This window comes from Bacillus sp. BB51/4 (assembly GCF_008368845.1).
In the GTDB taxonomy this organism is placed as follows: domain Bacteria; phylum Bacillota; class Bacilli; order Bacillales; family Bacillaceae_G; genus Bacillus_A; species Bacillus_A wiedmannii.
This window is the reverse complement of sequence record NZ_QOSC01000017.1, coordinates 190,067-212,347: the sequence shown is the minus strand read 5'-3', so window position 1 is coordinate 212,347 and position 22,281 is coordinate 190,067. Positions and strand designations below refer to the sequence as shown.

Annotated in this window: 22 protein-coding genes; 16 read left to right on the top strand and 6 right to left on the bottom strand. The window is 37.3% G+C overall.

Translation table 11 applies throughout. From position 1 onward, the window contains the following. Positions 1 to 34: 34 nt before the first annotated feature. From DN392_RS23950 to pyrE, 13 genes are all read left to right on the top strand, one after another. On the top strand, positions 35 to 364 hold the full coding sequence (locus DN392_RS23950; RefSeq protein ID WP_001004658.1) for a TraR/DksA C4-type zinc finger protein: 330 nt from the start codon (positions 35 to 37) through the stop codon (positions 362 to 364). A 124-nt stretch (positions 365 to 488) separates the two neighbouring features. After that, positions 489 to 947, top strand: coding sequence for a lipoprotein signal peptidase LspA (gene lspA, locus DN392_RS23945; RefSeq protein WP_088321345.1), 459 nt, complete (start codon positions 489 to 491; stop codon positions 945 to 947). 4 nt (positions 948 to 951) lie between these two features. After that, positions 952 to 1,860: an RluA family pseudouridine synthase gene (locus DN392_RS23940; protein WP_000005846.1), complete on the top strand. Its 909-nt coding sequence runs from the start codon at positions 952 to 954 to the stop codon at positions 1,858 to 1,860. A 203-nt stretch (positions 1,861 to 2,063) separates the two neighbouring features. Continuing rightward, positions 2,064 to 2,606 carry a bifunctional pyrimidine operon transcriptional regulator/uracil phosphoribosyltransferase gene (pyrR, locus tag DN392_RS23935; RefSeq protein ID WP_001156490.1) on the top strand — a complete coding sequence of 181 codons (543 nt, stop codon included), beginning with the start codon at positions 2,064 to 2,066 and terminating at the stop codon, positions 2,604 to 2,606. 146 nt (positions 2,607 to 2,752) lie between these two features. Next, positions 2,753 to 4,036, top strand: coding sequence for a uracil permease (gene uraA / locus DN392_RS23930; RefSeq protein ID WP_000435919.1), 1,284 nt, complete (start codon positions 2,753 to 2,755; stop codon positions 4,034 to 4,036). A 148-nt stretch (positions 4,037 to 4,184) separates the two neighbouring features. Further along, positions 4,185 to 5,099 carry an aspartate carbamoyltransferase gene (gene pyrB / locus DN392_RS23925; protein WP_048565657.1) on the top strand — a complete coding sequence of 305 codons (915 nt, stop codon included), beginning with the start codon at positions 4,185 to 4,187 and terminating at the stop codon, positions 5,097 to 5,099. Beyond that, positions 5,083 to 6,369: a dihydroorotase gene (gene pyrC, locus DN392_RS23920; protein ID WP_001108374.1), complete on the top strand. Its 1,287-nt coding sequence runs from the start codon at positions 5,083 to 5,085 to the stop codon at positions 6,367 to 6,369. The genes pyrB and pyrC overlap by 17 nt, the downstream gene beginning before the upstream one ends. Then, positions 6,366 to 7,463: a carbamoyl phosphate synthase small subunit gene (locus DN392_RS23915; protein WP_000828668.1), complete on the top strand. Its 1,098-nt coding sequence runs from the start codon at positions 6,366 to 6,368 to the stop codon at positions 7,461 to 7,463. The genes pyrC and DN392_RS23915 overlap by 4 nt, the downstream gene beginning before the upstream one ends. Beyond that, a complete protein-coding gene (gene carB / locus DN392_RS23910) occupies positions 7,448 to 10,666 on the top strand; it encodes a carbamoyl-phosphate synthase large subunit (RefSeq protein ID WP_149238109.1) in 3,219 nt (1,072 codons plus the stop codon). The genes DN392_RS23915 and carB overlap by 16 nt, the downstream gene beginning before the upstream one ends. Next, the gene (gene pyrK / locus DN392_RS23905) at positions 10,663 to 11,442 is read left to right on the top strand and encodes a dihydroorotate oxidase B electron transfer subunit (RefSeq protein ID WP_000983347.1); all 780 of its coding nucleotides are present in this window, start codon (positions 10,663 to 10,665) and stop codon (positions 11,440 to 11,442) included. Before carB ends, pyrK begins: the two co-directional genes overlap by 4 nt. Further along, the gene (pyrD, locus tag DN392_RS23900) at positions 11,439 to 12,368 is read left to right on the top strand and encodes a dihydroorotate oxidase B catalytic subunit (RefSeq protein WP_001081053.1); all 930 of its coding nucleotides are present in this window, start codon (positions 11,439 to 11,441) and stop codon (positions 12,366 to 12,368) included. The genes pyrK and pyrD overlap by 4 nt, the downstream gene beginning before the upstream one ends. After that, entirely contained in the window at positions 12,353 to 13,069 is a 717-nt protein-coding gene (pyrF, locus tag DN392_RS23895; protein WP_000083487.1) for an orotidine-5'-phosphate decarboxylase, read from the top strand. Before pyrD ends, pyrF begins: the two co-directional genes overlap by 16 nt. Beyond that, positions 13,066 to 13,698 (top strand): orotate phosphoribosyltransferase, encoded by a 633-nt coding sequence (pyrE, locus tag DN392_RS23890; protein WP_071742760.1) that lies wholly within the window; start codon positions 13,066 to 13,068, stop codon positions 13,696 to 13,698. Before pyrF ends, pyrE begins: the two co-directional genes overlap by 4 nt. Before the next feature lie 37 nt (positions 13,699 to 13,735). Here the strand turns inward: pyrE and DN392_RS23885 are convergent, their stop codons facing one another. The 3 genes from DN392_RS23885 to DN392_RS23875 form a co-directional block, all read right to left on the bottom strand. Next, positions 13,736 to 14,413 carry an HAD family hydrolase gene (locus DN392_RS23885; protein ID WP_000575809.1) on the bottom strand — a complete coding sequence of 226 codons (678 nt, stop codon included), beginning with the start codon at positions 14,411 to 14,413 and terminating at the stop codon, positions 13,736 to 13,738. Between the two features lie 22 nt (positions 14,414 to 14,435). Further along, positions 14,436 to 14,690: a YbeF family protein gene (locus DN392_RS23880; RefSeq protein WP_001003934.1), complete on the bottom strand. Its 255-nt coding sequence runs from the start codon at positions 14,688 to 14,690 to the stop codon at positions 14,436 to 14,438. A gap of 167 nt (positions 14,691 to 14,857) precedes the next feature. Next, entirely contained in the window at positions 14,858 to 16,243 is a 1,386-nt protein-coding gene (locus tag DN392_RS23875) for a hypothetical protein (RefSeq protein ID WP_064056438.1), read from the bottom strand. A 168-nt stretch (positions 16,244 to 16,411) separates the two neighbouring features. Here DN392_RS23875 and DN392_RS23870 point away from each other — a divergent pair, with 168 nt between their 5' ends. Further along, positions 16,412 to 16,774 carry a YoqO family protein gene (locus tag DN392_RS23870; protein ID WP_001169219.1) on the top strand — a complete coding sequence of 121 codons (363 nt, stop codon included), beginning with the start codon at positions 16,412 to 16,414 and terminating at the stop codon, positions 16,772 to 16,774. Between the two features lie 15 nt (positions 16,775 to 16,789). After that, the gene (locus DN392_RS23865; RefSeq protein ID WP_001209170.1) at positions 16,790 to 17,158 is read left to right on the top strand and encodes a YoqO family protein; all 369 of its coding nucleotides are present in this window, start codon (positions 16,790 to 16,792) and stop codon (positions 17,156 to 17,158) included. Between the two features lie 32 nt (positions 17,159 to 17,190). On the opposite strand, the gene DN392_RS23860 is transcribed toward DN392_RS23865, so the two are convergent. Together DN392_RS23860 and DN392_RS23855 are read right to left on the bottom strand one after the other, a co-directional pair. After that, positions 17,191 to 17,715, bottom strand: coding sequence for a DinB family protein (locus tag DN392_RS23860; protein WP_071742765.1), 525 nt, complete (start codon positions 17,713 to 17,715; stop codon positions 17,191 to 17,193). 82 nt (positions 17,716 to 17,797) lie between these two features. Further along, the gene (locus DN392_RS23855; RefSeq protein WP_000172797.1) at positions 17,798 to 18,868 is read right to left on the bottom strand and encodes a M24 family metallopeptidase; all 1,071 of its coding nucleotides are present in this window, start codon (positions 18,866 to 18,868) and stop codon (positions 17,798 to 17,800) included. Between the two features lie 444 nt (positions 18,869 to 19,312). Between DN392_RS23855 and DN392_RS23850 the strand changes: the two genes are divergently transcribed. Continuing rightward, positions 19,313 to 20,476, top strand: a complete 1,164-nt coding sequence (locus DN392_RS23850) for a lysozyme inhibitor LprI family protein (protein WP_071742767.1) — start codon at positions 19,313 to 19,315, stop codon at positions 20,474 to 20,476. A gap of 49 nt (positions 20,477 to 20,525) precedes the next feature. Here the strand turns inward: DN392_RS23850 and DN392_RS23845 are convergent, their stop codons facing one another. Further along, the gene (locus DN392_RS23845; protein ID WP_000863260.1) at positions 20,526 to 22,235 is read right to left on the bottom strand and encodes an Rqc2 family fibronectin-binding protein; all 1,710 of its coding nucleotides are present in this window, start codon (positions 22,233 to 22,235) and stop codon (positions 20,526 to 20,528) included. Positions 22,236 to 22,281 lie beyond the last annotated feature (46 nt).

Below are 22,281 nucleotides of genomic sequence, written 5' to 3'. Positions count from 1 at the left end.
CTAATCGTACATTGCAGCTAGGAGGAATGTACACGTGAATGAAATGTATATGGAAATCAAAGAAGAATTGCAATTGATGCGAAAAGAGTTACAAGAGAGGCTAGCTAAAGAGGTCATGCACAAATATGATACAGAGTTTAGCGAAGAGCTTGGATATGAAATTAAGGAAGAGATAAAGAAAAAACTCCTATTACATGATATAAAAGAGGACTTAAAAGATGTAGAACGTGCATTATTTAAAATGGAAATAGATATGTATGGTATTTGTGAAGAAACGGGGAGAGCAATTTCGGTAAAACAAATGAAGACGATGCCGACTGCCCGTACCATTCATGAATTTTTCTATGAAAAAGTAAATGTATGAATGCGCACAACGATATTATATTACCTTTTTTTAATTTATTTTATTCTTCTATAAAGGTTCATTGTGAAAAGGTTGCAGCTATGCTAAAATTTTGAGGTACACTGTCTTTGTGGGGGAAATGAAAATGATATATTATGTAATAGCGTTATTTGTCATTGCCATCGATCAAATATCGAAATGGCTAATTGTAAAGAACATGGAATTGGGTACGAGCATTCCGATTATCGATAATGTATTATACATAACATCACATCGAAATAGAGGAGCTGCCTGGGGGATTTTAGAAAATAAAATGTGGTTTTTCTACATTATTACAGTCGTTTTTGTAGTATTTATCGTAATTTATATGCAAAAATATGCGAAAACAGACAAACTTCTAGGGATTTCATTAGGTCTAATACTAGGCGGAGCAATTGGTAATTTCATTGATCGTGTATTTAGACAAGAAGTAGTGGATTTCATTCACGTGTATATTTTCTCGTACAACTATCCAGTATTCAATATAGCTGATTCAGCATTATGTATTGGTGTTGTATTAATTATTGTTCAAACATTATTAGAAGGCAAGAAAACGAAGGAGTAATTGAATGAGTGAAGTAGTACAAGTAACAGTTGCAGAAGAACAAAAAAGTGAGCGAATTGATAAATTCGTTGCAGAAATAAACAGTGAATGGTCACGTTCACAAGTACAACAATGGATTAAAGATGATGTCGTTACAGTTAATGGAAAATCGGTAAAAGTGAATTATAAAGTTAAAGAAAACGATGAAATTACAGTAACGATTCCTGATCCAGAAGAGTTAGATATCCAAGCAGAAGATATGGGCTTAGAAATTTATTATGAAGATGCAGATGTACTCGTTGTAAATAAGCCACGTGGTATGGTTGTACATCCAGCTCCAGGGCATACAAGCGGTACGCTTGTAAACGGACTTATGCACCATTGTACAGACCTGTCAGGTATTAACGGTGTAATGCGTCCTGGTATCGTGCATCGTATTGATAAAGATACATCTGGACTATTAATGGTTGCTAAAAATGATGTGGCGCATGAGTCACTTGTAAATCAACTTGTAGCAAAAACAGTAACAAGACGTTACAAAGCGATTGTACACGGTGTGATTCCGCATGATAAAGGAACGATCGATGCGCCAATTGGTCGCGATAAGAAAGAACGTCAAAGCATGACAGTTGATGAAAATGGTAAGAATGCTGTTACACACTTCCAGGTGTTAGAACGCTTTAAAGATTTTACACTTGTAGAATGTCGCTTAGAAACGGGACGTACGCACCAAATTCGTGTTCATATGAAATACATTGGCTATCCACTTGCAGGAGATCCGAAGTATGGTCCGAAGAAAACATTAGACATGAATGGACAAGCACTTCACGCAGGTATTTTAGGGTTTGACCATCCTCGTACTGGTGAATATATTCAGTTTGAGGCACCGATTCCAGAAGTGTTTGAAGACGCATTAAATATTTTACGGAAATAGTATTGACAAATCATAAGAAAACTGAGATACTGACAACAGTTAAATAATGATCCTTTAACACAGCCCCGTGAGGTTGAGAAGGTAACGGTTTGAAATACATAGGGTATGCTGTACCCTTTTTTCAAAAGTCCTCTCGCACACGCTGAGAGGACTTTTTTTATACCATTACTCTCACGCAAGAAAAAAGCTTGGAGGTGTAGAGCATGCAAGAGAAAGCTGTCGTTTTAGATGACCAAATGATTCGCCGCGCTTTAACACGAATTAGTCATGAAATCGTGGAACGAAATAAAGGTGTCGATAATTGTGTTCTTGTCGGAATTAAAACTCGTGGAATTTTTATTGCACAACGTTTGGCAGAACGAATTGGTCAAATTGAAGGAAAAGAAATGGAAGTTGGAGAGCTAGATATTACGTTATATCGTGATGATCTAACACTACAATCGAAAAATGAAGAACCACTTGTAAAAGGTTCTGATATCCCTGTAGATATTACGAAGAAAAAAGTTATCCTTGTGGATGATGTATTATATACAGGAAGAACAGTTCGAGCGGCAATGGATGCTCTTATGGATTTAGGTAGACCATCACAAATCCAACTGGCGGTTCTTGTTGATAGAGGTCATCGTGAACTACCAATTCGCGCTGATTATGTAGGAAAGAACATTCCAACATCAAGTGAAGAGCGTATCGAAGTTGATTTGCAAGAGACAGATCAACAAGATCGAGTAAGCATATACGATAAGTAAAGCCCTTTTAAATGTAGTCCTGTGAGGCTGCCAAAGGGTCTTGGCTTTCATATGTCAAATTTGGCATACGAAAGTGTAGGACTCTTTGTGCACAGGCACAAAGAGTTTTTTTATTGCAAAGATTTAAACTGAAGGAGGATGTAACAATGGAACAAAAGCCAGTGTTAGACGTTAATGAAGTACCGAAACCGGGAAAATGGTTATTTTTAAGTATACAACATTTGTTCGCGATGTTTGGATCCACAGTGCTTGTTCCGTTTTTAACAGGATTGAATCCGTCAGTAGCATTAATATCAAGTGGATTAGGAACGCTAGCGTTTCTTCTTATAACGAAAGGTCAAGTACCTGCCTATCTAGGATCATCATTCGCCTTTATCGCACCGATTATAACAGCGAAAACAGCAGGTGGACCTGGAGCAGCAATGCTCGGTGGTTTGTTTGCAGGACTTGTGTACATCTTAATCTCACTCGGAATTAAGAAGTCAGGATCAGAGTGGATTATGAAATTACTTCCGCCAATCGTAGTTGGTCCAGTCGTAATGGTAATCGGTCTAGCTTTAGCACATACAGCAGTTAACATGGCGATGAACGGTGCGGATGGCAAATATAGCTTTACACACTTTTCAGTAGCATTAGTAACATTAGCAATTACAATTATCTGCTCTATATTCGGAAGAGGGTTTTTCAGTATCATACCAGTGTTACTGGGCATTATCGGCGGATATATCTTCGCTTACTTCCAAGGGCTAGTAAACTTAAAGCCGGTAGCTGAGGCAAAATGGTTTGTTGTACCAGATTTCACAGTACCATTTGTAACATATACTCCGGAGTTTTCGTGGAAGATTGTACTCTTGATGGTACCAGTTGCACTAGTAACAATTTCAGAACATATCGGACATCAAATTGTACTTGGAAACGTTATTAAAAGAGATTTAATTGAAAAACCAGGTTTACATCGCTCAATCTTCGGTGATGGAATAGCAACATTGATTGCATCACTAATAGGTGGACCACCGAATACAACGTATGGTGAAAATATCGGTGTGCTAGCAATTACGAGAGCTTACAGCGTATACTTATTCATCGGATCAGCAGTATTCGCAATCATGTTTGGTTTTATCGGTAAGATTTCCGCGCTGATTCACTCCATACCAACACCGGTTATGGGTGGAGTATCAATCTTACTATTCGGTGTAATCGCATCAAGCGGATTACGCATGATGGTAGATGATAAAACAGACCTAAGTGACAAACGAAACTTAATGATTGCATCAGTAATACTAGTAATCGGTATTGGTGGAGCGGTACTTCATGTAGGAGAATCGTTCCAAGTAGAAGGAATGGCACTAGCAGCAATTGTAGGTGTACTGTTAAATCTACTACTACCGGAAACGAAACAAATAAAACAATCTAAGCAGATTGCTTCATAATAACAACCTTTTAATTCAGTCCTGTGAGACCGGAAAGGGTGGCTTCTTCCTTGCACCCTAGTCTCACATGACTAGGGTATTTTTATACGAAAGTTGTTATAAAAATACAAAAGTGGTAACATAAAAATCAGAAAGATGAGGGATGACGATGAGCCATTTGTTAACGATGAGTGAATTATCGGAAGTAGAAATTTCAGAAATCCTAAAAGACGCAGAAGATTTCGCGAATGGAAAAGAGAGCAAAACGACAGAGCAAACTTTTGTTGCGAACTTGTTCTTTGAGAATAGTACGAGAACGAGATTTAGCTTTGAAGTTGCTGAGAAGAGATTAGGACTTGAAGTTTTAAACTTTTCAGCGGATGCATCTAGCGTACAAAAAGGAGAAACTTTATACGATACGGTAAGAACACTAGAATCAATCGGAACAAAAGCGGTGATCGTCCGCCATGAGCAAGATCGCTACTTCGATGAACTAAAAGAACAGGTAAATATCCCAATCTTAAACGCTGGAGATGGATGTGGAAACCATCCAACGCAGTGCCTACTCGATCTTCTTACAATTAAACAAGAGTTTGGAAGATTTGAAGGATTAAAGATTGCGATAGTAGGAGATGTTCGTCATAGCCGAGTAGCACGTTCTAATGCAGAAGCATTAACGAAACTGGGTGCAACAATTTACTTTGCAAGTCCAGAAGAGTGGAAAGATGAAGACAGCACGTTTGGAACATACAAACCATTAGATGAACTTGTTCCAGAAGTGGATGTAATGATGTTACTTCGTGTACAACATGAGCGTCATGATCATTATGAAACAGACATTATGAAAGAGTATCATGAGAAACACGGATTAACAGTGGAAAGAGAAAAGCGTATGAAAGAAGGAAGCATTATTATGCATCCAGCTCCCGTAAACCGTGATGTTGAAATTGCAAGTGAACTTGTTGAGTGTGAGCGTTCACGCATATTTAAACAAATGGAAAATGGAGTTTACGTAAGAATGGCTGTACTAAAACGCGCCTTACCAAATGTATTAGGAGGAATGAAACATGAATTACTTGTTTAAAAATGGTCGTTATATGAATGAAGAAGGAAAAATCGTAGCAACAGATCTTCTCGTACAAGACGGTAAAATCGCTAAGGTAGCAGAAAATATTACGGCAGATAATGCTGAAGTAATCGATGTGAACGGAAAGTTAATCGCACCTGGATTAGTAGATGTACACGTACATCTTCGTGAACCAGGTGGTGAACATAAAGAAACAATTGAAACAGGTACACTAGCAGCGGCAAAAGGTGGGTTCACTACAATTTGTGCAATGCCAAATACACGCCCAGTACCAGATTGCAGAGAACATATGGAAGACTTGCAAAATCGTATTAAAGAAAAAGCGCATGTCAACGTACTACCATACGGAGCAATTACAGTACGCCAAGCTGGTTCTGAAATGACAGATTTCGAAACATTAAAAGAACTTGGAGCATTTGCTTTCACTGATGACGGTGTAGGCGTACAAGATGCTAGCATGATGTTAGCTGCTATGAAGCGTGCAGCGAAATTAAATATGGCAGTAGTTGCACATTGTGAAGAGAATACTCTTATTAATAAAGGTTGTGTACATGAAGGGAAGTTTTCTGAGAAACACGGATTAAACGGTATCCCATCAGTATGTGAATCTGTACATATTGCAAGGGATATACTGCTTGCTGAAGCGGCAGATTGTCACTATCACGTATGTCACGTAAGTACGAAAGGTTCTGTACGCGTAATTCGAGATGCGAAACGCGCTGGAATTAAAGTAACAGCAGAAGTAACACCTCATCACTTAGTGTTATGTGAAGATGATATCCCATCAGCTGATCCTAACTTTAAAATGAACCCACCGCTTCGTGGGAAAGAAGATCACGCAGCACTAATTGAAGGTTTATTAGATGGAACAATCGATATGATCGCAACTGACCATGCACCGCATACAGCGGAAGAGAAAGCGCAAGGAATTGAAAGAGCACCATTCGGAATTACTGGTTTTGAAACAGCATTCCCACTTCTATACACAAACCTTGTGAAAAAGGGAATTATTACATTAGAGCAGTTAATTCAATTCTTAACAGAAAAACCAGCTGATACATTCGGCTTAGAAGCAGGTCGCCTGAAAGAAGGTAGAACAGCTGATATTACAATCATTGATTTAGAACAAGAAGAAGAGATTGACCCAACAACATTCTTATCAAAAGGAAAAAATACACCATTCGCAGGTTGGAAATGCCAAGGATGGCCGGTAATGACAATCGTTGGTGGTAAGATCGCATGGCAAAAGGAGAGTGCATTAGTATGAAAAGACAACTTATCTTAGAAGATGGAACAGTATTAATTGGAAAAGGTTTCGGAGGAGAAATCGAAAAGTCAGGTGAGGTTGTATTTACAACAGGAATGACTGGATATCAAGAAACATTATCTGATCCATCATATTGCGGTCAAATTGTAACATTCACGTACCCATTAATCGGAAACTACGGCATCAACCGTGACGATTTTGAATCGATTCACCCATCTGTAAATGGTTTAATCGTAAACGAAATTTGTGATCATCCATCAAACTTCCGTAATGAAATTTCGTTAAATGATTACTTAAAAGAAAGAAATATCCCAGGGTTAGCAGGAATTGATACAAGAAAATTAACGAGAAAAATTCGTCAATACGGTACATTACGTGGACGTCTATGTAACATGGATGCAGATGTAGAATACATCGTGAGCCAATTAAAAGCGACAGTATTTACAGATCACGTGAAACGCGTATCAACGAAAGATCCATACCCAAGCCCAGGCCGTGGACACCGAGTTGTACTTGTAGACTTCGGAATGAAACATGGTATTTTACGAGAATTAAATAAACGTGACTGTGATGTAATTGTAGTACCTTACAATACAACAGCAGAAGAAATTTTACGTCTTAGCCCAGATGGAATTATGTTAAGTAACGGACCTGGAGATCCAAAAGATGTACCAGAAGCAATTGAAATGTTAAAAGACATTATCGGTAAAGTTCCTTTATTCGGAATTTGCTTAGGACATCAACTATTCGCTCTAGCATCTGGTGCGAATACAAGTAAGTTAAAATTCGGTCACCGTGGTTTAAACCATCCGGTAAAACATCTTGCAACTGGAAAAGTAGCAATTACATCTCAAAATCATGGTTACGCAGTAGAAGAAGAATCAGTTAAAAATACAGAACTTGAAATTACACATGTTGCTTTAAATGATGGAACAGTAGAAGGTCTTCGTCATACGAAGTTCCCAGCATTTACAGTACAATACCATCCAGAAGCTTCTGCAGGACCAGAAGATGCAAACGATTTGTTCGAAGATTTCTTAGCAATGATTGAAAACTTCAAGAAAGAAGGGGAAGAGTTATGCCAAAACGCCTAGACATTAACACAATTTTAGTAATCGGATCAGGACCAATTGTAATTGGGCAAGCAGCAGAGTTTGACTACTCTGGTACACAAGCTTGTCAATCTCTTAGAGAAGAAGGTTACAAAGTAATCCTTGTTAACTCTAACCCAGCAACAATTATGACAGATACTGCAACGGCAGATAAAGTATATATAGAACCATTAACACTAGAATTCGTAAGCCGTATCATTCGTAAAGAACGTCCAGATGCAATCTTACCAACATTAGGTGGTCAAACAGGCCTGAATATGGCTGTTGAACTTGCGAAATCAGGCATACTTGAAGAGTGCGGAGTTGAAATTTTAGGAACAAAATTATCAGCAATCGAGCAAGCGGAGGATCGTGATCTATTCCGTACCTTAATGCAGGAATTAAATGAACCAATTCCATCTAGTACTATTATTCATACGCTAGAAGAAGCACATGAATTTGTAAAAGAAATTGGATATCCAGTTATTGTTCGCCCGGCATTTACGATGGGGGGAACAGGTGGCGGAATCTGTAGTAATGAAGAAGAACTAATTGAAATCGTATCAGGTGGATTAAAACATAGTCCGGTAACACAATGTTTATTAGAAAAGAGCATTGCTGGTTGTAAGGAAATTGAATATGAAGTAATGCGTGATTCAAATGATAACGCGATTGTAGTATGTAATATGGAAAATATCGATCCAGTTGGGGTTCATACAGGTGATTCTATCGTTGTAGCACCGAGCCAAACATTAAGTGACCGTGAATATCAAATGTTACGAAACACTTCATTACGAATTATTCGTGCATTAGGAATTGAAGGTGGATGTAACGTTCAGCTTGCACTTGATCCACATAGCTTCCAATACTATGTAATCGAAGTAAACCCGCGTGTAAGTCGTTCATCTGCACTAGCATCTAAAGCAACTGGATATCCAATTGCGAAGCTAGCGGCAAAAATTGCAGTCGGTTTAACATTAGATGAAATTATAAACCCAGTAACACAAAAAACATACGCTTGTTTCGAACCAGCATTAGACTATGTTGTTTCAAAAATTCCGCGCTGGCCATTTGATAAGTTTGAATCAGCAAACAGAACACTGGGTACACAAATGAAGGCAACTGGTGAAGTTATGTCAATCGGACGTAATTTAGAGCAATCATTATTAAAAGCGATTCGTTCTTTAGAACTTGGTGTTTATCACTTAGAGTTAGAGCATTTAAAAGAGCTTGATAAAGAGACAATGAAAAAACGCATTATAAAAGCTGATGATGAGCGACTGTTTATTGTAGCAGAAGCAATTCGTCAAGGTGTAACGAAAGAAGAAATCAACGATTGGTGTGAAATGGACTTCTTCTTCTTACAAAAAGTTGAAAATATCGTAAACATGGAACGCGAAGTAAAAGCAAATGTAGGAAATATGGAAGTATTACAATCAGCGAAAGAAATGGGATTCAGTGACCATTACATCGCCAATGCTTGGAACAAAACAGAGCGTGAAATTTACGACATGCGTAAAGAAAGCAATATAACTCCTGTTTATAAAATGGTAGATACTTGTGCTGCAGAGTTTGAATCTGCAACACCATACTACTACAGCACATATGGTGACGAGAATGAATCGGTTAGAACAGATCGTAAGAGTGTAGTAGTTCTAGGATCTGGTCCAATCCGTATCGGTCAAGGTGTTGAGTTTGACTATGCAACAGTTCACTCTGTATGGGCAATTAAAGAAGCTGGATATGAGGCAATTATTGTTAATAACAATCCAGAAACAGTTTCAACAGACTTCAGTATTTCTGACAAATTATACTTTGAACCATTAACAATCGAAGATGTAATGCACATTATCGATTTAGAAAAACCAGAAGGTGTTATCGTCCAATTCGGTGGACAAACGGCAATTAACTTAGCTGCTAAATTAGAGGCTCACGGTGTGAAAATCTTAGGAACATCACTTGAAGATTTAGACCGTGCAGAAGATCGTGATAAGTTTGAAGTAGCTCTAACACAGCTTGGTATCCCGCAACCAGTTGGTAAAACAGCAACGACTGTAGAGCAAGCAGTAGCAATCGCTGACAAAATTGGTTACCCAGTATTAGTAAGACCATCTTACGTACTAGGTGGACGCGCGATGGAAATCGTATATCGTCAAGAAGAACTGCTGCACTACATGAAAAATGCGGTTAAAGTTCACGCAGATCACCCAGTATTAATCGATCGTTACATGGTTGGTAAAGAAATTGAAGTAGATGCAATTTCAGACGGTGAGAATGTATTCATTCCAGGTATTATGGAACATATTGAACGCGCTGGAGTTCACTCTGGTGACTCAATCGGAGTATATCCACCGCAAAGCTTATCTGCAAAACTGAAAGAACAAATTATTGAACATACAATTGCACTTGGAAAAGGTTTAAACATTGTTGGATTACTAAACATTCAGTTTGTAGTATTCAAAGATGAAGTGTATGTAATTGAAGTAAATCCACGTGCGAGCCGTACAGTACCATTCTTAAGTAAAATTACAGGTGTACCGATGGCGAATGTTGCAACGAAAGTTATTTTAGGGCAAGACCTAGTAGAGCAAGGATATGGAACGGGTTATCACCCAGAAGAGAAAGAAGTATATGTAAAAGCTCCGGTATTCTCATTTGCGAAACTACGTTCAGTTGATACAACATTAGGACCTGAAATGAAATCAACAGGGGAAGTAATGGGTAAAGACTTAACACTTGAAAAAGCATTATACAAAGGGTTAGTTGCTTCAGGAATTAACATCCCAACGCACGGATCAGTAATCATCACTGTAGCGGATAAAGATAAAGAAGAAGCAATGGAAATTGCAAAACGTTTCCACGAAATCGGCTATAACTTATTAGCAACAGCTGGAACAGCACAGTCGTTAGCAGAGCAAAACATTCCAGTGCAAGTTGTAAATAAAATTGATTCTGAAGAATACAACTTACTTGATATTATCCGTCAAGGAAAAGCACAGTTTGTAATCAATACATTAACAAAAGGCAAACAACCAGCGCGTGATGGTTTCCGCATTCGCCGTGAATCAGTAGAAAATGGTGTGGCTTGCTTAACATCACTTGATACAACGAGAGCAATCTTACGAGTACTAGAATCTATGACATTCTCAGCTCATTCAATGAAAGAAATTACGCAAACGAAGCGTCACGAGGTGGTACATGCATGATGCAAAAGCAAAATATGATCGTCGTTAACCAAAAAGAAATCGCAAAAAACATTTACGAATTAGTGCTTCAAGGGGATCTAGTGCAGCAAATGAACGATCCAGGGCAGTTTGTACACATTAAGGTAGCAGAGGGCATTACGCCCCTTCTGCGCCGCCCAATTAGTATTTGTAATGTCGATCAAGAGAAGAACGAATTTACAATGCTATATCGTGCGGAAGGACAAGGAACAAAAACATTAGCGAAAAGAAAACAAGGCGAACTTGTAGATGTGTTAGGACCACTTGGACATGGTTTTCCTGTAGAAGAAGCGGAAGCTGGACAAACGGCTCTATTAGTTGGAGGGGGAATTGGTGTACCACCACTATATGAATTGTCACAGCGTCTTGTAGCAAAGGGAGTACGCGTTATTCACATCTTAGGTTTCCAAACGAAAGATGTTGTCTTCTATGAAGAGAAATTCGCAGAGCTTGGTGATACGTATGTTGCAACAGTTGATGGTACGCATGGTACAGAAGGCTTTGTAACAGATGTAATTGATAGCTATGGAATCGACTTTGACATTCTATACTCATGTGGACCTTTAGCGATGCTTCGTGCATTAGAAGGACGCTATAAAGAGAGAAAAGCCTACATTTCATTAGAAGAGCGTATGGGCTGTGGCATTGGAGCATGTTTCGCATGTGTATGCCATTTACAAGCAGATCCGAGTGGACATTCTTACAAGAAGGTGTGTAGCGACGGACCAGTATTTCCAATCGGGGAGGTTGTACTATGAACAGATTGCAAGTTGAATTACCAGGGTTATCATTAAAAAATCCAATCATCCCAGCATCTGGTTGCTTCGGATTTGGTCGTGAGTATGCACAGTTCTATGATTTAAGTGTACTTGGATCAATTATGATTAAAGCGACAACAGAACAGCCTCGTTACGGAAACCCAACGCCTCGTGTTGCGGAAACACCAGGCGGAATGCTAAATGCAATCGGGCTTCAAAATCCTGGATTAGAAAAGGTAATGAATTCTGAATTACCTTTTCTCGAGCAATTTGATCTTCCGATTATTGCAAATGTTGCTGGCTCACAAGCTGAGGATTATGTAGCAGTTGCGAAGGAAATTTCAAAGGCACCTAATGTTCATGCGCTAGAATTAAATATTTCTTGTCCAAACGTAAAAACGGGTGGTATCGCTTTTGGTACGAATCCTGAAATTGCTGCTGATTTAACGAAGCGAGTAAAAGAGGTTTCTGAAGTACCGGTATATGTGAAATTGTCACCGAACGTGGCAAACATTGTGGAGATTGCAAAAGCAATTGAAAATGCGGGTGCGGACGGTTTAACGATGATTAATACATTGCTTGGTATGCGTCTAGATTTAAAAACAGCTAAACCAATTTTAGCAAACCGTACAGGCGGATTATCAGGTCCTGCGATTAAGCCAGTAGCAATTCGTATGGTACATGAAGTAAGCCAAGCGGTTAACATTCCGATTATCGGAATGGGTGGTATTGAAACTGCGGAAGATGTAATTGAATTCTTCTATGCTGGCGCAAGCGCGGTTGCAGTTGGAACAGCGAACTTTATCGATCCATTCGTATGTCCGACAATTATTGAAGAATTACCAGCATTACTAGATGAATTAGGATTTGATCACATTTCGGAATGTCAAGGAAGGAGCTGGAAGCAAACATGTCACAGTCGTTAATCGTTGCACTAGATTTTCCAGGGAAACAAGATGTAGAACAATTCTTACACCACTTTGAAGGGGAAGAGTTATTTGTCAAAGTTGGTATGGAGTTATTCTACAAAGAAGGACCTGCGATTATTACGTACTTAAAAGAAAAAGGGCATAAGATCTTCCTAGATTTAAAACTTCATGATATTCCGAATACAGTAAAAAGCGCTATGCGTAGCCTAGCTAGTCTAGATGTTGATATGGTAAATGTTCATGCTGCTGGGGGAAGCAGTATGATGAAAGCTGCGATTGAGGGATTAGAGGAAGGTAAGCAAGAAGGAAAAGAGAGACCGATTTGTATTGCAGTTACACAACTAACAAGCACTTCGGAAGCTATGATGAAAAAAGAGATTGGCATTGAGAAAACGTTAGAAGAAGCGGTTGCTCATTATGCAAAACTAACGAAAGAAAGTGGACTTGATGGTGTTGTTTGTTCAACACTTGAAGTTCCGAAATTACGTGAAGTATGCGGAAATGAATTTGTAACAGTAACACCGGGGATTCGTCTTGCAAGCGATGATGTAAATGACCAGGTGCGCGTAGCAACACCGAAACGTGCGAGGGAACTTGGCTCAAGCTACATCGTAGTTGGACGTAGTATTACAAAAGCGGAAAATCCGCTTGAAGCGTATAAAACAGTAAAACAACAGTGGGAAGGTGTATCAGTATGAAAAAAGAAATCGCATCGCATTTATTAGAAATTGGAGCAGTATTTTTACAACCGAATGATCCATTCACTTGGTCTTCAGGTATGAAATCACCAATTTATTGTGATAATCGTTTAACTTTATCTTATCCAAAAGTACGTCAAGCGATTGCAGCTGGATTAGGAGAGTTAATTAAAGAGCACTTCCCAACTGTAGAAGTTATTGCAGGAACAGCAACGGCTGGTATTGCGCACGCTGCATGGGTAAGCGATCGTATGGATTTACCAATGTGCTACGTACGTAGTAAAGCAAAAGGTCACGGTAAAGGGAACCAAATTGAAGGAAAAGCTGAAAAAGGTCAAAAAGTAGTAGTAGTAGAAGACTTAATTTCAACTGGCGGTAGTGCAATTACATGTGTAGAAGCACTTCGCGAAGCTGGATGTGAAGTATTAGGAATCGTATCAATCTTCACATACGAGCTAGAAGCAGGAAAAGAAAAACTAGAAGCAGCTAACGTAGCATCATACTCTTTAAGCGACTACAGTGCATTAACTGAAGTAGCAGCAGAAAAAGGTATGATCGGACAAGCTGAAACGAAAAAATTACAAGAGTGGCGTAAAAATCCAGCAAACGAAGCTTGGATCACAGCGTAACACGAAAAAAACGACCGCGGGGGAACGCGGTCGTTTTTTATATTATTGTTAAAACTTCATGTAAAGAACAGATAGTAGGAATATCGTACTTGAGTTGTGAGTTATCCCGATTTAACCATATCCCTTGCATCCCAGCTGCTGTACTACTAATTGCATCAGTCTCTAATCGATCGCCAATATAATAGCAATCTTTCATTTCAAGATTCGATTGTAATACGGTTCTGTGAAAAATTTCAGGATCTGGTTTCGATATACCAAGTTCACTAGAAGTAAATATATATTTGAAATGTTTTAAAATGTTTAGGGCAGTTAATTTTTCGACTTGTTGTTCATAGTCACCATTACTAATGATACCTAATGAGTGCCCTTCTTGCTTTAAGGTCTGTAATGTATAGTGTACATCTTCAAACGCGGCCCAGTTGTTCTTATAAAGTTCTATATATTGATTGAATCTGTGCTGAGATTCCTCGGGTGATAAGTTTAATCCATATGTTTTAAATAAATGATACATTCGCATCCTTTGTTGTTCTTGAAAAGATAATTCCTTGGATAAAAATTTGTTGAAATATTCTTCGGATAATTCATGCCAGACTTTTGTGGCCTCTAATTCATTACCTGAAAAAATAGTACTATATACTTGAAAGAAATCTATAATACCATTTCTTTCAGCCGCCTCATAATCAAATAAAGTTCCATCGACATCAAAGAAAATCATATGACAAACTCCTCGTTAATAACTATTTAGCGTTTTCCGCAACTTCATACCCTCTCACAAACAATAGTGTCATATAAGAAACAATAAACGAGAAGATGCTGTACATGCCAACCCAAAAGAAAAATTTTGGAGTAAAGGCGATAACACCTATTATTAAAAAACTAGCAAACGTTACAATCGGCATTACGTAATACGTTTTCGTCTTGCGCGTTCCAATAACAGAAACGATAAAGATAAGTAATGGACAAATTAATAAGACGAAAATCAATTCATTCATAGTTATGTCCCCTTTTCGAATTGCAGTAATCTGTTTCTCGTAAACGTTTTGAAATAATTACTCTCCTAATATAATTTCGCTAAGTAATAACGAATCCCTCTTGAAAACGAGTAATTCATGATGAATTTCACAAGAAAAAAACGTAAGCAAGAGAACACTTGCTTACGTTATAAAATAAACATCGCAACGATTGTGGTGACAATTAAGCCAATCACAACCGGTAAAAAGTTTCGGCGTGCAAGTTCAAATGGATCCACCTTACAAATGGCAGCAGCAGGAATAAGCGCCCAAGGAATTAACGTCCCGCCCCCGGTCCATATAGCTGCAATTTGTCCGAGAGCTGTTAATGTAGCGGTCCCATGCCCAAGCGCTGTTCCGAAAAGATTGGCAATTGAACCAGCAAGTGAAATGCCGGAAAATCCAGATCCATCTAATCCTGTTATGGCACCAACGATAGTTAATGTTCCAGCTGATACATATTGGTTTAAAGGAACAGTTTGTGATAAAGCGATTCCTAAGTCGTTAATGATTCCGTGTGAACCTTTCGGTAAATAGTCTCCGATGATTTTCACAAAGCCGCTATCTCCTAAATAAAAAAGTGCAGCAATTGGAATGACTGGTCCGAAAATTTTAAATCCAAATTGAAGCCCTTCTATAAAATAATCGGTCGTTTTATTTAGTCCATGTCCTTTGTAGGTGATGAGAGAAATGATGATAATCATAATAACAGTCGTCCCGCCGATAAGTGCAGTTGCGTCGCTTCCTTGTAGTTTATATTGAATCATGCAAAGGATGTCAATGATATATACGATAGGGATACATATAGCGAGCCATTTCTTTATGCGAGGAGATAATAAAATGGTAGTTTTAGATGGTTCAGTTGATGAAGAGGTGTCTTGCAATGATAGTCCTGTATGAAACTCTTTTCGTAAGAAGAAAAAAGCGACAGAAGTTGTAACAACGCCCATAACGATAACGAGTGGAACACTTGCAGATACAACGCTGGAAACAGGGAGACCAGCAGCGTCTGCGGTTAATTTTGGTGCGCCTTGTATAACGAAGTCGCCGGATAAAGCAATCCCATGACCGAATAAGTTCATAGCAATTGCAACTCCAATTGGCGGAAGACCGACGCGTACAGCGACTGGTAATAAAATAGCTCCCATTAAAGCGACAGCTGGAGAAGGCCAAAAGAAGAAAGAAATTGTCATCATTAAAAGACCGATAATCCAGTAGGCGAGTGTAGGTGTACGAATCATCTTTGTAAATGGTGAAATCATCGTATCATTTATGCCGGTATGAACGAGTAAATTGCTCATGGATACGATAATGGAGATGATTAATATAGTTGGTAATAGTTCAGTAATGGCGTAAATGAAACTTTGAAAAATGCCGCTAACGGCAAGAGGGATAGAGTTTGTTGCGGTTAATGCTAGTAAAAAGATAAAAACGATACAAATGATCGTCGTATCTTTTCGGAGAATAAAAAAGGTAATAATAGTGAGTAAACAAAGAACATAGAGAGCGTGTAATAGCGTTAATTCAACTCCCATAACATTCACATCCTTTAGGCATTCGTGTAGTTTATTGTATGAAAGCAGTGAAAGTATGTGAGTATAGGAAAAAGAAAAAAGTGAAATTTCATGTACTGTAATGTTAAGTTTTTGAAATGGATGTTACAATACAATTAATCCTAAAAATGGAATTTAAGGAGGGGTTATGTGCAAAAAATTGGATTTTGGGGATTCATCATATCTTGTATTCTAGTAATCATTTTAAATCTATTTACAAATACCGAATGGATAGGTATCATACCTGTTTTCGGGTTTGTTTTTATACTGTTATACCGCTGGGATGACATGACACAATATAGTAAGAAAAGTATCAGAATTATAATAGGTATCACTGTTGTTTGCTCATTTTTCGTAGGGTTTATTTTAATAGAGGGGCAGAAACAAATGGAAAAAATGTCTATTTTTCAAGAATGGATGTCGTCTGCAAAAGGTCTTTATATTGTAATTGTAGTAGTTGTTTTTCTGAAAATTGTTATAAGCATAGCAAGCTACATATTAAAGGGAAAGTAGAATGGGGGAGTATGAATGAGAGAGAGAATAGGTTATTATGGTGTGCTCGTTTGTTTACTATTATCAGTTATTTCAGGACAATTTCTTAAAAGTGAATGGATACCGATTATATTATGTATAGGAGTATTGATTTTTGCTCCCATGTATCGCTGGGATGAATGGAAAGCATATAGTCGAAAAAAGAAAATTGTTTTCAGTATTGAGTTTGTCATTATAATTAGTACAATTCCGTTTTTGTTATTGAAAGGAAATGAGATAATAGGTGAAATTGTAATGTTTCAAGGGTGGTTATTTATCGCGAAATTGCTATATTTAATTTGCATTCTAATAGCGATAGTAGTGATTGCTAAAAAAGTAAATGAAATAATATTTGCTAATGAATAGAAGAAAGTGCCACCGAATAAGGTGGCACTTTCTTACTTTACTGAATGAGCTTTTTGAATTTTCTTAATTAAACGAATTTGTCCGCGATGATTGATTTCATCTTCAAATACGTGAAACCATTTAAAGTAGTTATTTGCTGGTTTATCATACCAAAAGTCTGTCGTTTTAAATAACCATTCATCAGGTAACGATTGAAAAGTCTCGATCGTTTTGGAACGTACTTCTTGCAATGTACGTATGTAAAATTCTATAGAGTTGCCTTTTATTTTCTCGCGTCCAAGATCTCCTAACTCAATAGCAGGTAACCACCGTTCTAACTCAGCCTCCGTTGGTTCACGGTCTTCAAAAGTATGAATCTGGTAGTAAAATTCAATAGCGGCCATATGGTACAATAACATGCCGACTGAATTTGCTTCTTCATCATACAAATAATCAAGTTCTTCAATTGTTAAACCTTCCACCGCTTGCATTGTTGTATAGCGAGCGTAATTCATCATGGAAACAAGTTTGGAAAATTCAAGCTGTAAACCATCTATTTTATCAATTACAAAGTTCAATTTAAATTCCCCCTCTTTAACGATGACTCCAGAGAAAGAATTCTATGTGCAGCGAAAAACTCCTTTTAAAAAGCCCATGATTTTAACAAGGAATAATAATTAGTTCCCGATTTGATTTTGTAATAACTTCATATCCGTCTTTTGTGATGACAATATCATCTTCAATTCTGCAACCGCCCCAGTCTGGTATATAAATGCCTGGTTCCACTGTAACAACCATACCTTCTTCTAAAGTAGCTTTACTTTCTTGGGATAAGCGGAGAGGTTCATGAATTTCTAACCCAAGACCATGACCAGTAGAGTGTCCAAAATATTGGCCGTATCCATGTTCAGTAATGTAATCTCTCGTTATATCATCGATACTTTTCGCAGTTTCCCCAGGTTTAATTGCTTCCGTCCCACGTTTTAACGCTTCTCGTACAACATTGTATATCTTTTTGAATTCTTCTGATGGTTCCCCAATTGCTACAGTACGTGTAATATCGGAACAATATCCGTCGTAAAGTGCGCCGAAATCTAATGTAACGATGTCACCTCGTTCGATTATTTTATTTGATGCAACTCCATGAGGAAGTGAAGAACGGACGCCAGAAGCTACAATAATTTGGAAGGAAGAGGATGTAGCTCCTTTTTTCCGCATGAAAAATTCTAACTCATCTCGTACATCATTTTCACTTATTCCTGGTTTTAGAAACGTAAGGATGTGGTGAAATGCTTCATCAGCAATATTAGCTGCGATTTTCATTGTTTCTATTTCAGGCGTGTCTTTAATAATACGAATATTTTCAATGATTTCGCACACTTGAACCATTTCCGCATGTACGTATTTTTGTAAGTTTTTATATTGTTGCAATGTCATGTTGTTTTCTTCAATTCCAAGTTTTTGAATGTTTAATTTCGATACTTGATGTGCAATTTCTTTTTCTAAATTTCCTGTATGCATAATAATTTCAGCATCTTTTATTTGTGATTTCGCTTGATCTACATAGCGAAAATCAGTGATAAAAACAGCTTTATCCGCAGAGATTAAGACGACGCCCGCACTACCTGTAAAGCCTGTTGCATATTGGCGATTTTCTTTTTTTGTAATTAGTAATCCGTCAATTTCATAGTTTTGTAGTTGATTTTGGATTTTATTAATTTTTAAAGTCATGTTAATTCCCCCTATTCACAGTATTGAATAAAGCAAATAGCGTGCCACAAAAATATTTTTCGAGAGAAGTTAGCAGAAATTGCATATCTTTTAGGTAGGAAATTTAGCCCGCTATTTGTGGGTGGTGGGCTGCTCGTGAAATACAGATTATTTCAATTGTCAGTGGGAGAATGAGAAAAATATCGACCACAATTTCACTTTCTTTACAATTTGTCAAAAAATTTATACAAATTCGAAAGAGCACTGTCAATTTTTTTGACAATATGGAAGAAAAGGATAAGAGGTTTTTTAGTATATATATTTTGAAAGTATGTTCTTTGTTTTGTTCTGATGTAAAATTTAATATATAAATAAATAATTGTTATTGATATAATAGGTAATTGTTGGATTTCTCTCGAAGATAGGGAAACGTAACGAATATGAAGGAATAAGGGTTGTGAATACATGAAGAAATTAAGTAAAGTAATGTCATTTTGCTTGGTGGCTAGTATGTTAGTTGTAACAGGTTGTGAAAAAAGTGAAAACAAAGTTCAAGTAAATGAAACGATTGAACAGCTTAATGAAGCGCCAGAAGTGACAGAAAAAGAAGCGAAAAAGATTGTAAGAAAGAATGTAGATGCAATAGCAAATGCATTTAATGAGATGGAAAAAGAAAATGGATGGAGCCGAAATAATCCTGGAGATTTAGGAACAGCTAAAAAAGGCGTTAAGGGGTTAGTTTCAGATAAGTTTGTGGAGAAGGAGCTTCCAGGATTGCTTGATACATTTAATAGATCAAGAGAAACTGATATGTTACCATTTCCGATTCATATTGAGCCGGACGTGAGGATAACTTATTCACAGAAAAATGATGTTTTAAAGGTTGAGACGCTTACTCTTGCAAATGATATGGGGAATGAAGCGGAGATGTGGGAATTTGTTTTAGTGTATACCGATGGAAATTGGTTAATGGATAAATGGTCATCAAATACGCCAGTAGATTTAAATTTAACTAAAGAAGAAGCTAAAGAACTTCTTAGAGTACAGGGTTTCAAGAATGTCTCTTTTGTTAGAGAAGAGAATAGTGGAAATAAAAAATATATTTTTAAAGAAAGTAACGGAGTAGTTGCTGTTGACGCCAAAAACTCGGTTATTACTCACGATGTAGATGATGAAGAGCAAGAAAAGGTAACGAAAAAGGATTTTATTCAAGAGCAAGAAACAGTTAAGGGGAATGATTCTAGTACGTATACTAGTTCAAAAAAAGAAACTTCGTTAGCGGTAGGTAAAACTAAGGTTTTAAATGAGTTAGCAGCTCTAGAAAACCAAGAAAAACATATAAATGCTATATCAACAAATGACATAGTAAATGAAATAGAAGGAAATTATGAACTGTGGGATAATAAGCTAAATGAAATTTACAGTACATTAAAAAATACGATGTCCCCTGATGCATTCCAGTCATTAAAAACGAAACAAATTGCGTGGGTTAAAGAAAAGGAAAGTAAGGTTAAAGCAATTGGTACTGATACAAATAACGGAACGATGAGACGTATAGAAGCTTCAGAAGAGAAATACAACATGACAAAAGAAAGATGTTATGAATTAGTGAATGGGTATATGAACTAGTTTGAACGAATATAAAAATGCGTTGCTTATGAGCAACGCATTTTTATATTTAAGCTTTTAATTTCATTACAGTATCAGCATCAGGTGTTACATATACGGTTTGCTGATTGTCGTACGTAACAAAACCAAGTTTTGCACCACTCGGTTTTTTGACATGGCGTATTTTGGTGAAATCTACAGGAACAGAACTAGAATCTTTTGCTTTACTGAAATAGGCAGCGATTTTAGCAGCTTCTAACACGGTTTCTTCGGTAGGTTCAAGAGAACGAATGACAACATGAGACCCAGGGATATCTTTCGTATGTAACCAAATTTCATCACGACGGGCAAACTTCGTTGTTAAATAATCGTTTTGCTTGTTGTTTTTACCGACGAAAATTTCTGTTCCGTCACTAGCTAAATATTTGTCTAATACCGGTTTAGTTGGTTTCTTCTTAGCATTTTTTGCTTTACGATTGCGCATATAACCTTCTTCAGCTAATTCCTCGCGAATTTCTTCAATATCTTTTGAAGAAGCAGCTTCCATTTGTTGAAGTAAGCTATCAAAATAAAGAATTTCTTCATTTGTTTTTTCGATTTGTTCTTCTACAACAACAACTGAATTTTTCGCTTTTTGGTACTTTTGGAAATAGCGTTGCGCATTGTCAGATGGTGTTTTTAAAGGATCTAATGTAATTTTTACAGTTCCGCCATTTTCGTCGTAATAGTTAACGACTTCAATATCTTTATCACCTTTTTTCAAAGCGTACATATTGGCTGTAAGTAGTTCTCCAAATAGTTGATATTTATCTGCTTTTCCGGCATCTTGTAATGTTTTTTCTAGTTTAATGAGTTTCTTCTCATTTTTATTTTTTTCGTTTTGCATAAAGCGCTCTAAATCATAAGCTTGTTGTTTTACACGGTCGCGCTCTGCTTTTCCGAAAAAGAAACGGTCTAGCAATTCACTAACAGATGAGAATGTCTTGTCTTCTCCTTGCAAGTGTGCAAGAGGGAAAAGATAAAAGAATTCTTTCCCATTTGAAGTAGTCATTGTTGGTGAATATGTATGAGTTAGTAATGGTTTTTGTATGGAGAAAAATGCGTCCGCTAATGCTTTTTCATTTACCATACCTGCTTTTTTCACTACTTCTTTTGCGAATAACGGCGAAATTCCCGTAAAGGTGCCGACAAGCTGTTTATCCATGTTTCCAGATAGAAAGTCTAGCGGTCTAATAAATTCATCATTTGTTTCAATCTGGAGTGGGTTAATTTTATGTTGTGCTGGTGGTGCAATGTACTCCGCTCCAGCATATACAGTTCGATGTCGGTTTACCGCTAAAGAAACGTGTTTTAAGCTATCTAAAATATTGTTTGTTTTTGTATCTACTAAAATGATGTTACTATGTCGTCCCATTATTTCAATTACTAATGTTTTTAGCGATTCGTCACCAATTTCATTTCTGCTACGAACTGTAATTTGAATAATGCGCTCTAAATCAATTTGTTCAATTTTTTCAATGAACCCACCTTCTAAATGCTTACGAAGAAGCATACAAAACATTGGCGGAAGTGCAGGTGAATCGTAATTTTGATTTGTTAAGTGTAAACGTGCATATGTCGGATGAGCGGAAAGAATTAGTTTTTGATTTTTTCCGTTTGCTCGAATATGTAATAAAATCTCGTATTTTGAAGGTTGATATATTTTGGAAATTCTTCCTGTGTAAAGAGAATTTGCAATTTCATGTGTAATTGCTCTTGTAAATAATCCATCGAATGCCATAAATGAACACTCCTTTCTAACTAAAAGTTAATTATAGCATTTTTTT

What these genes read in the sequence shown, in the direction of transcription:
- uraA (WP_000435919.1), top strand. Translation starts at nt 2,753, where the DNA reads ATGGAACAAAAGCCAGTGTTAGACGTTAATGAAGTACCGAAACCGGGA.
- pyrE (WP_071742760.1), top strand. Translation starts at nt 13,066, where the DNA reads ATGAAAAAAGAAATCGCATCGCATTTATTAGAAATTGGAGCAGTATTT.
- lspA (WP_088321345.1), top strand. Translation starts at nt 489, where the DNA reads ATGATATATTATGTAATAGCGTTATTTGTCATTGCCATCGATCAAATA.
- DN392_RS23915 (WP_000828668.1), top strand. Translation starts at nt 6,366, where the DNA reads ATGAAAAGACAACTTATCTTAGAAGATGGAACAGTATTAATTGGAAAA.
- DN392_RS23855 (WP_000172797.1), bottom strand. Translation starts at nt 18,868, where the DNA reads ATGACTTTAAAAATTAATAAAATCCAAAATCAACTACAAAACTATGAA.
- pyrD (WP_001081053.1), top strand. Translation starts at nt 11,439, where the DNA reads ATGAACAGATTGCAAGTTGAATTACCAGGGTTATCATTAAAAAATCCA.
- DN392_RS23845 (WP_000863260.1), bottom strand. Translation starts at nt 22,235, where the DNA reads ATGGCATTCGATGGATTATTTACAAGAGCAATTACACATGAAATTGCA.
- DN392_RS23875 (WP_064056438.1), bottom strand. Translation starts at nt 16,243, where the DNA reads ATGGGAGTTGAATTAACGCTATTACACGCTCTCTATGTTCTTTGTTTA.
- DN392_RS23885 (WP_000575809.1), bottom strand. Translation starts at nt 14,413, where the DNA reads ATGATTTTCTTTGATGTCGATGGAACTTTATTTGATTATGAGGCGGCT.
- DN392_RS23850 (WP_071742767.1), top strand. Translation starts at nt 19,313, where the DNA reads ATGAAGAAATTAAGTAAAGTAATGTCATTTTGCTTGGTGGCTAGTATG.
- pyrB (WP_048565657.1), top strand. Translation starts at nt 4,185, where the DNA reads ATGAGCCATTTGTTAACGATGAGTGAATTATCGGAAGTAGAAATTTCA.
- DN392_RS23940 (WP_000005846.1), top strand. Translation starts at nt 952, where the DNA reads ATGAGTGAAGTAGTACAAGTAACAGTTGCAGAAGAACAAAAAAGTGAG.
- pyrR (WP_001156490.1), top strand. Translation starts at nt 2,064, where the DNA reads ATGCAAGAGAAAGCTGTCGTTTTAGATGACCAAATGATTCGCCGCGCT.
- carB (WP_149238109.1), top strand. Translation starts at nt 7,448, where the DNA reads ATGCCAAAACGCCTAGACATTAACACAATTTTAGTAATCGGATCAGGA.
- pyrF (WP_000083487.1), top strand. Translation starts at nt 12,353, where the DNA reads ATGTCACAGTCGTTAATCGTTGCACTAGATTTTCCAGGGAAACAAGAT.
- pyrC (WP_001108374.1), top strand. Translation starts at nt 5,083, where the DNA reads ATGAATTACTTGTTTAAAAATGGTCGTTATATGAATGAAGAAGGAAAA.
- DN392_RS23880 (WP_001003934.1), bottom strand. Translation starts at nt 14,690, where the DNA reads ATGAATGAATTGATTTTCGTCTTATTAATTTGTCCATTACTTATCTTT.
- pyrK (WP_000983347.1), top strand. Translation starts at nt 10,663, where the DNA reads ATGATGCAAAAGCAAAATATGATCGTCGTTAACCAAAAAGAAATCGCA.
- DN392_RS23865 (WP_001209170.1), top strand. Translation starts at nt 16,790, where the DNA reads ATGAGAGAGAGAATAGGTTATTATGGTGTGCTCGTTTGTTTACTATTA.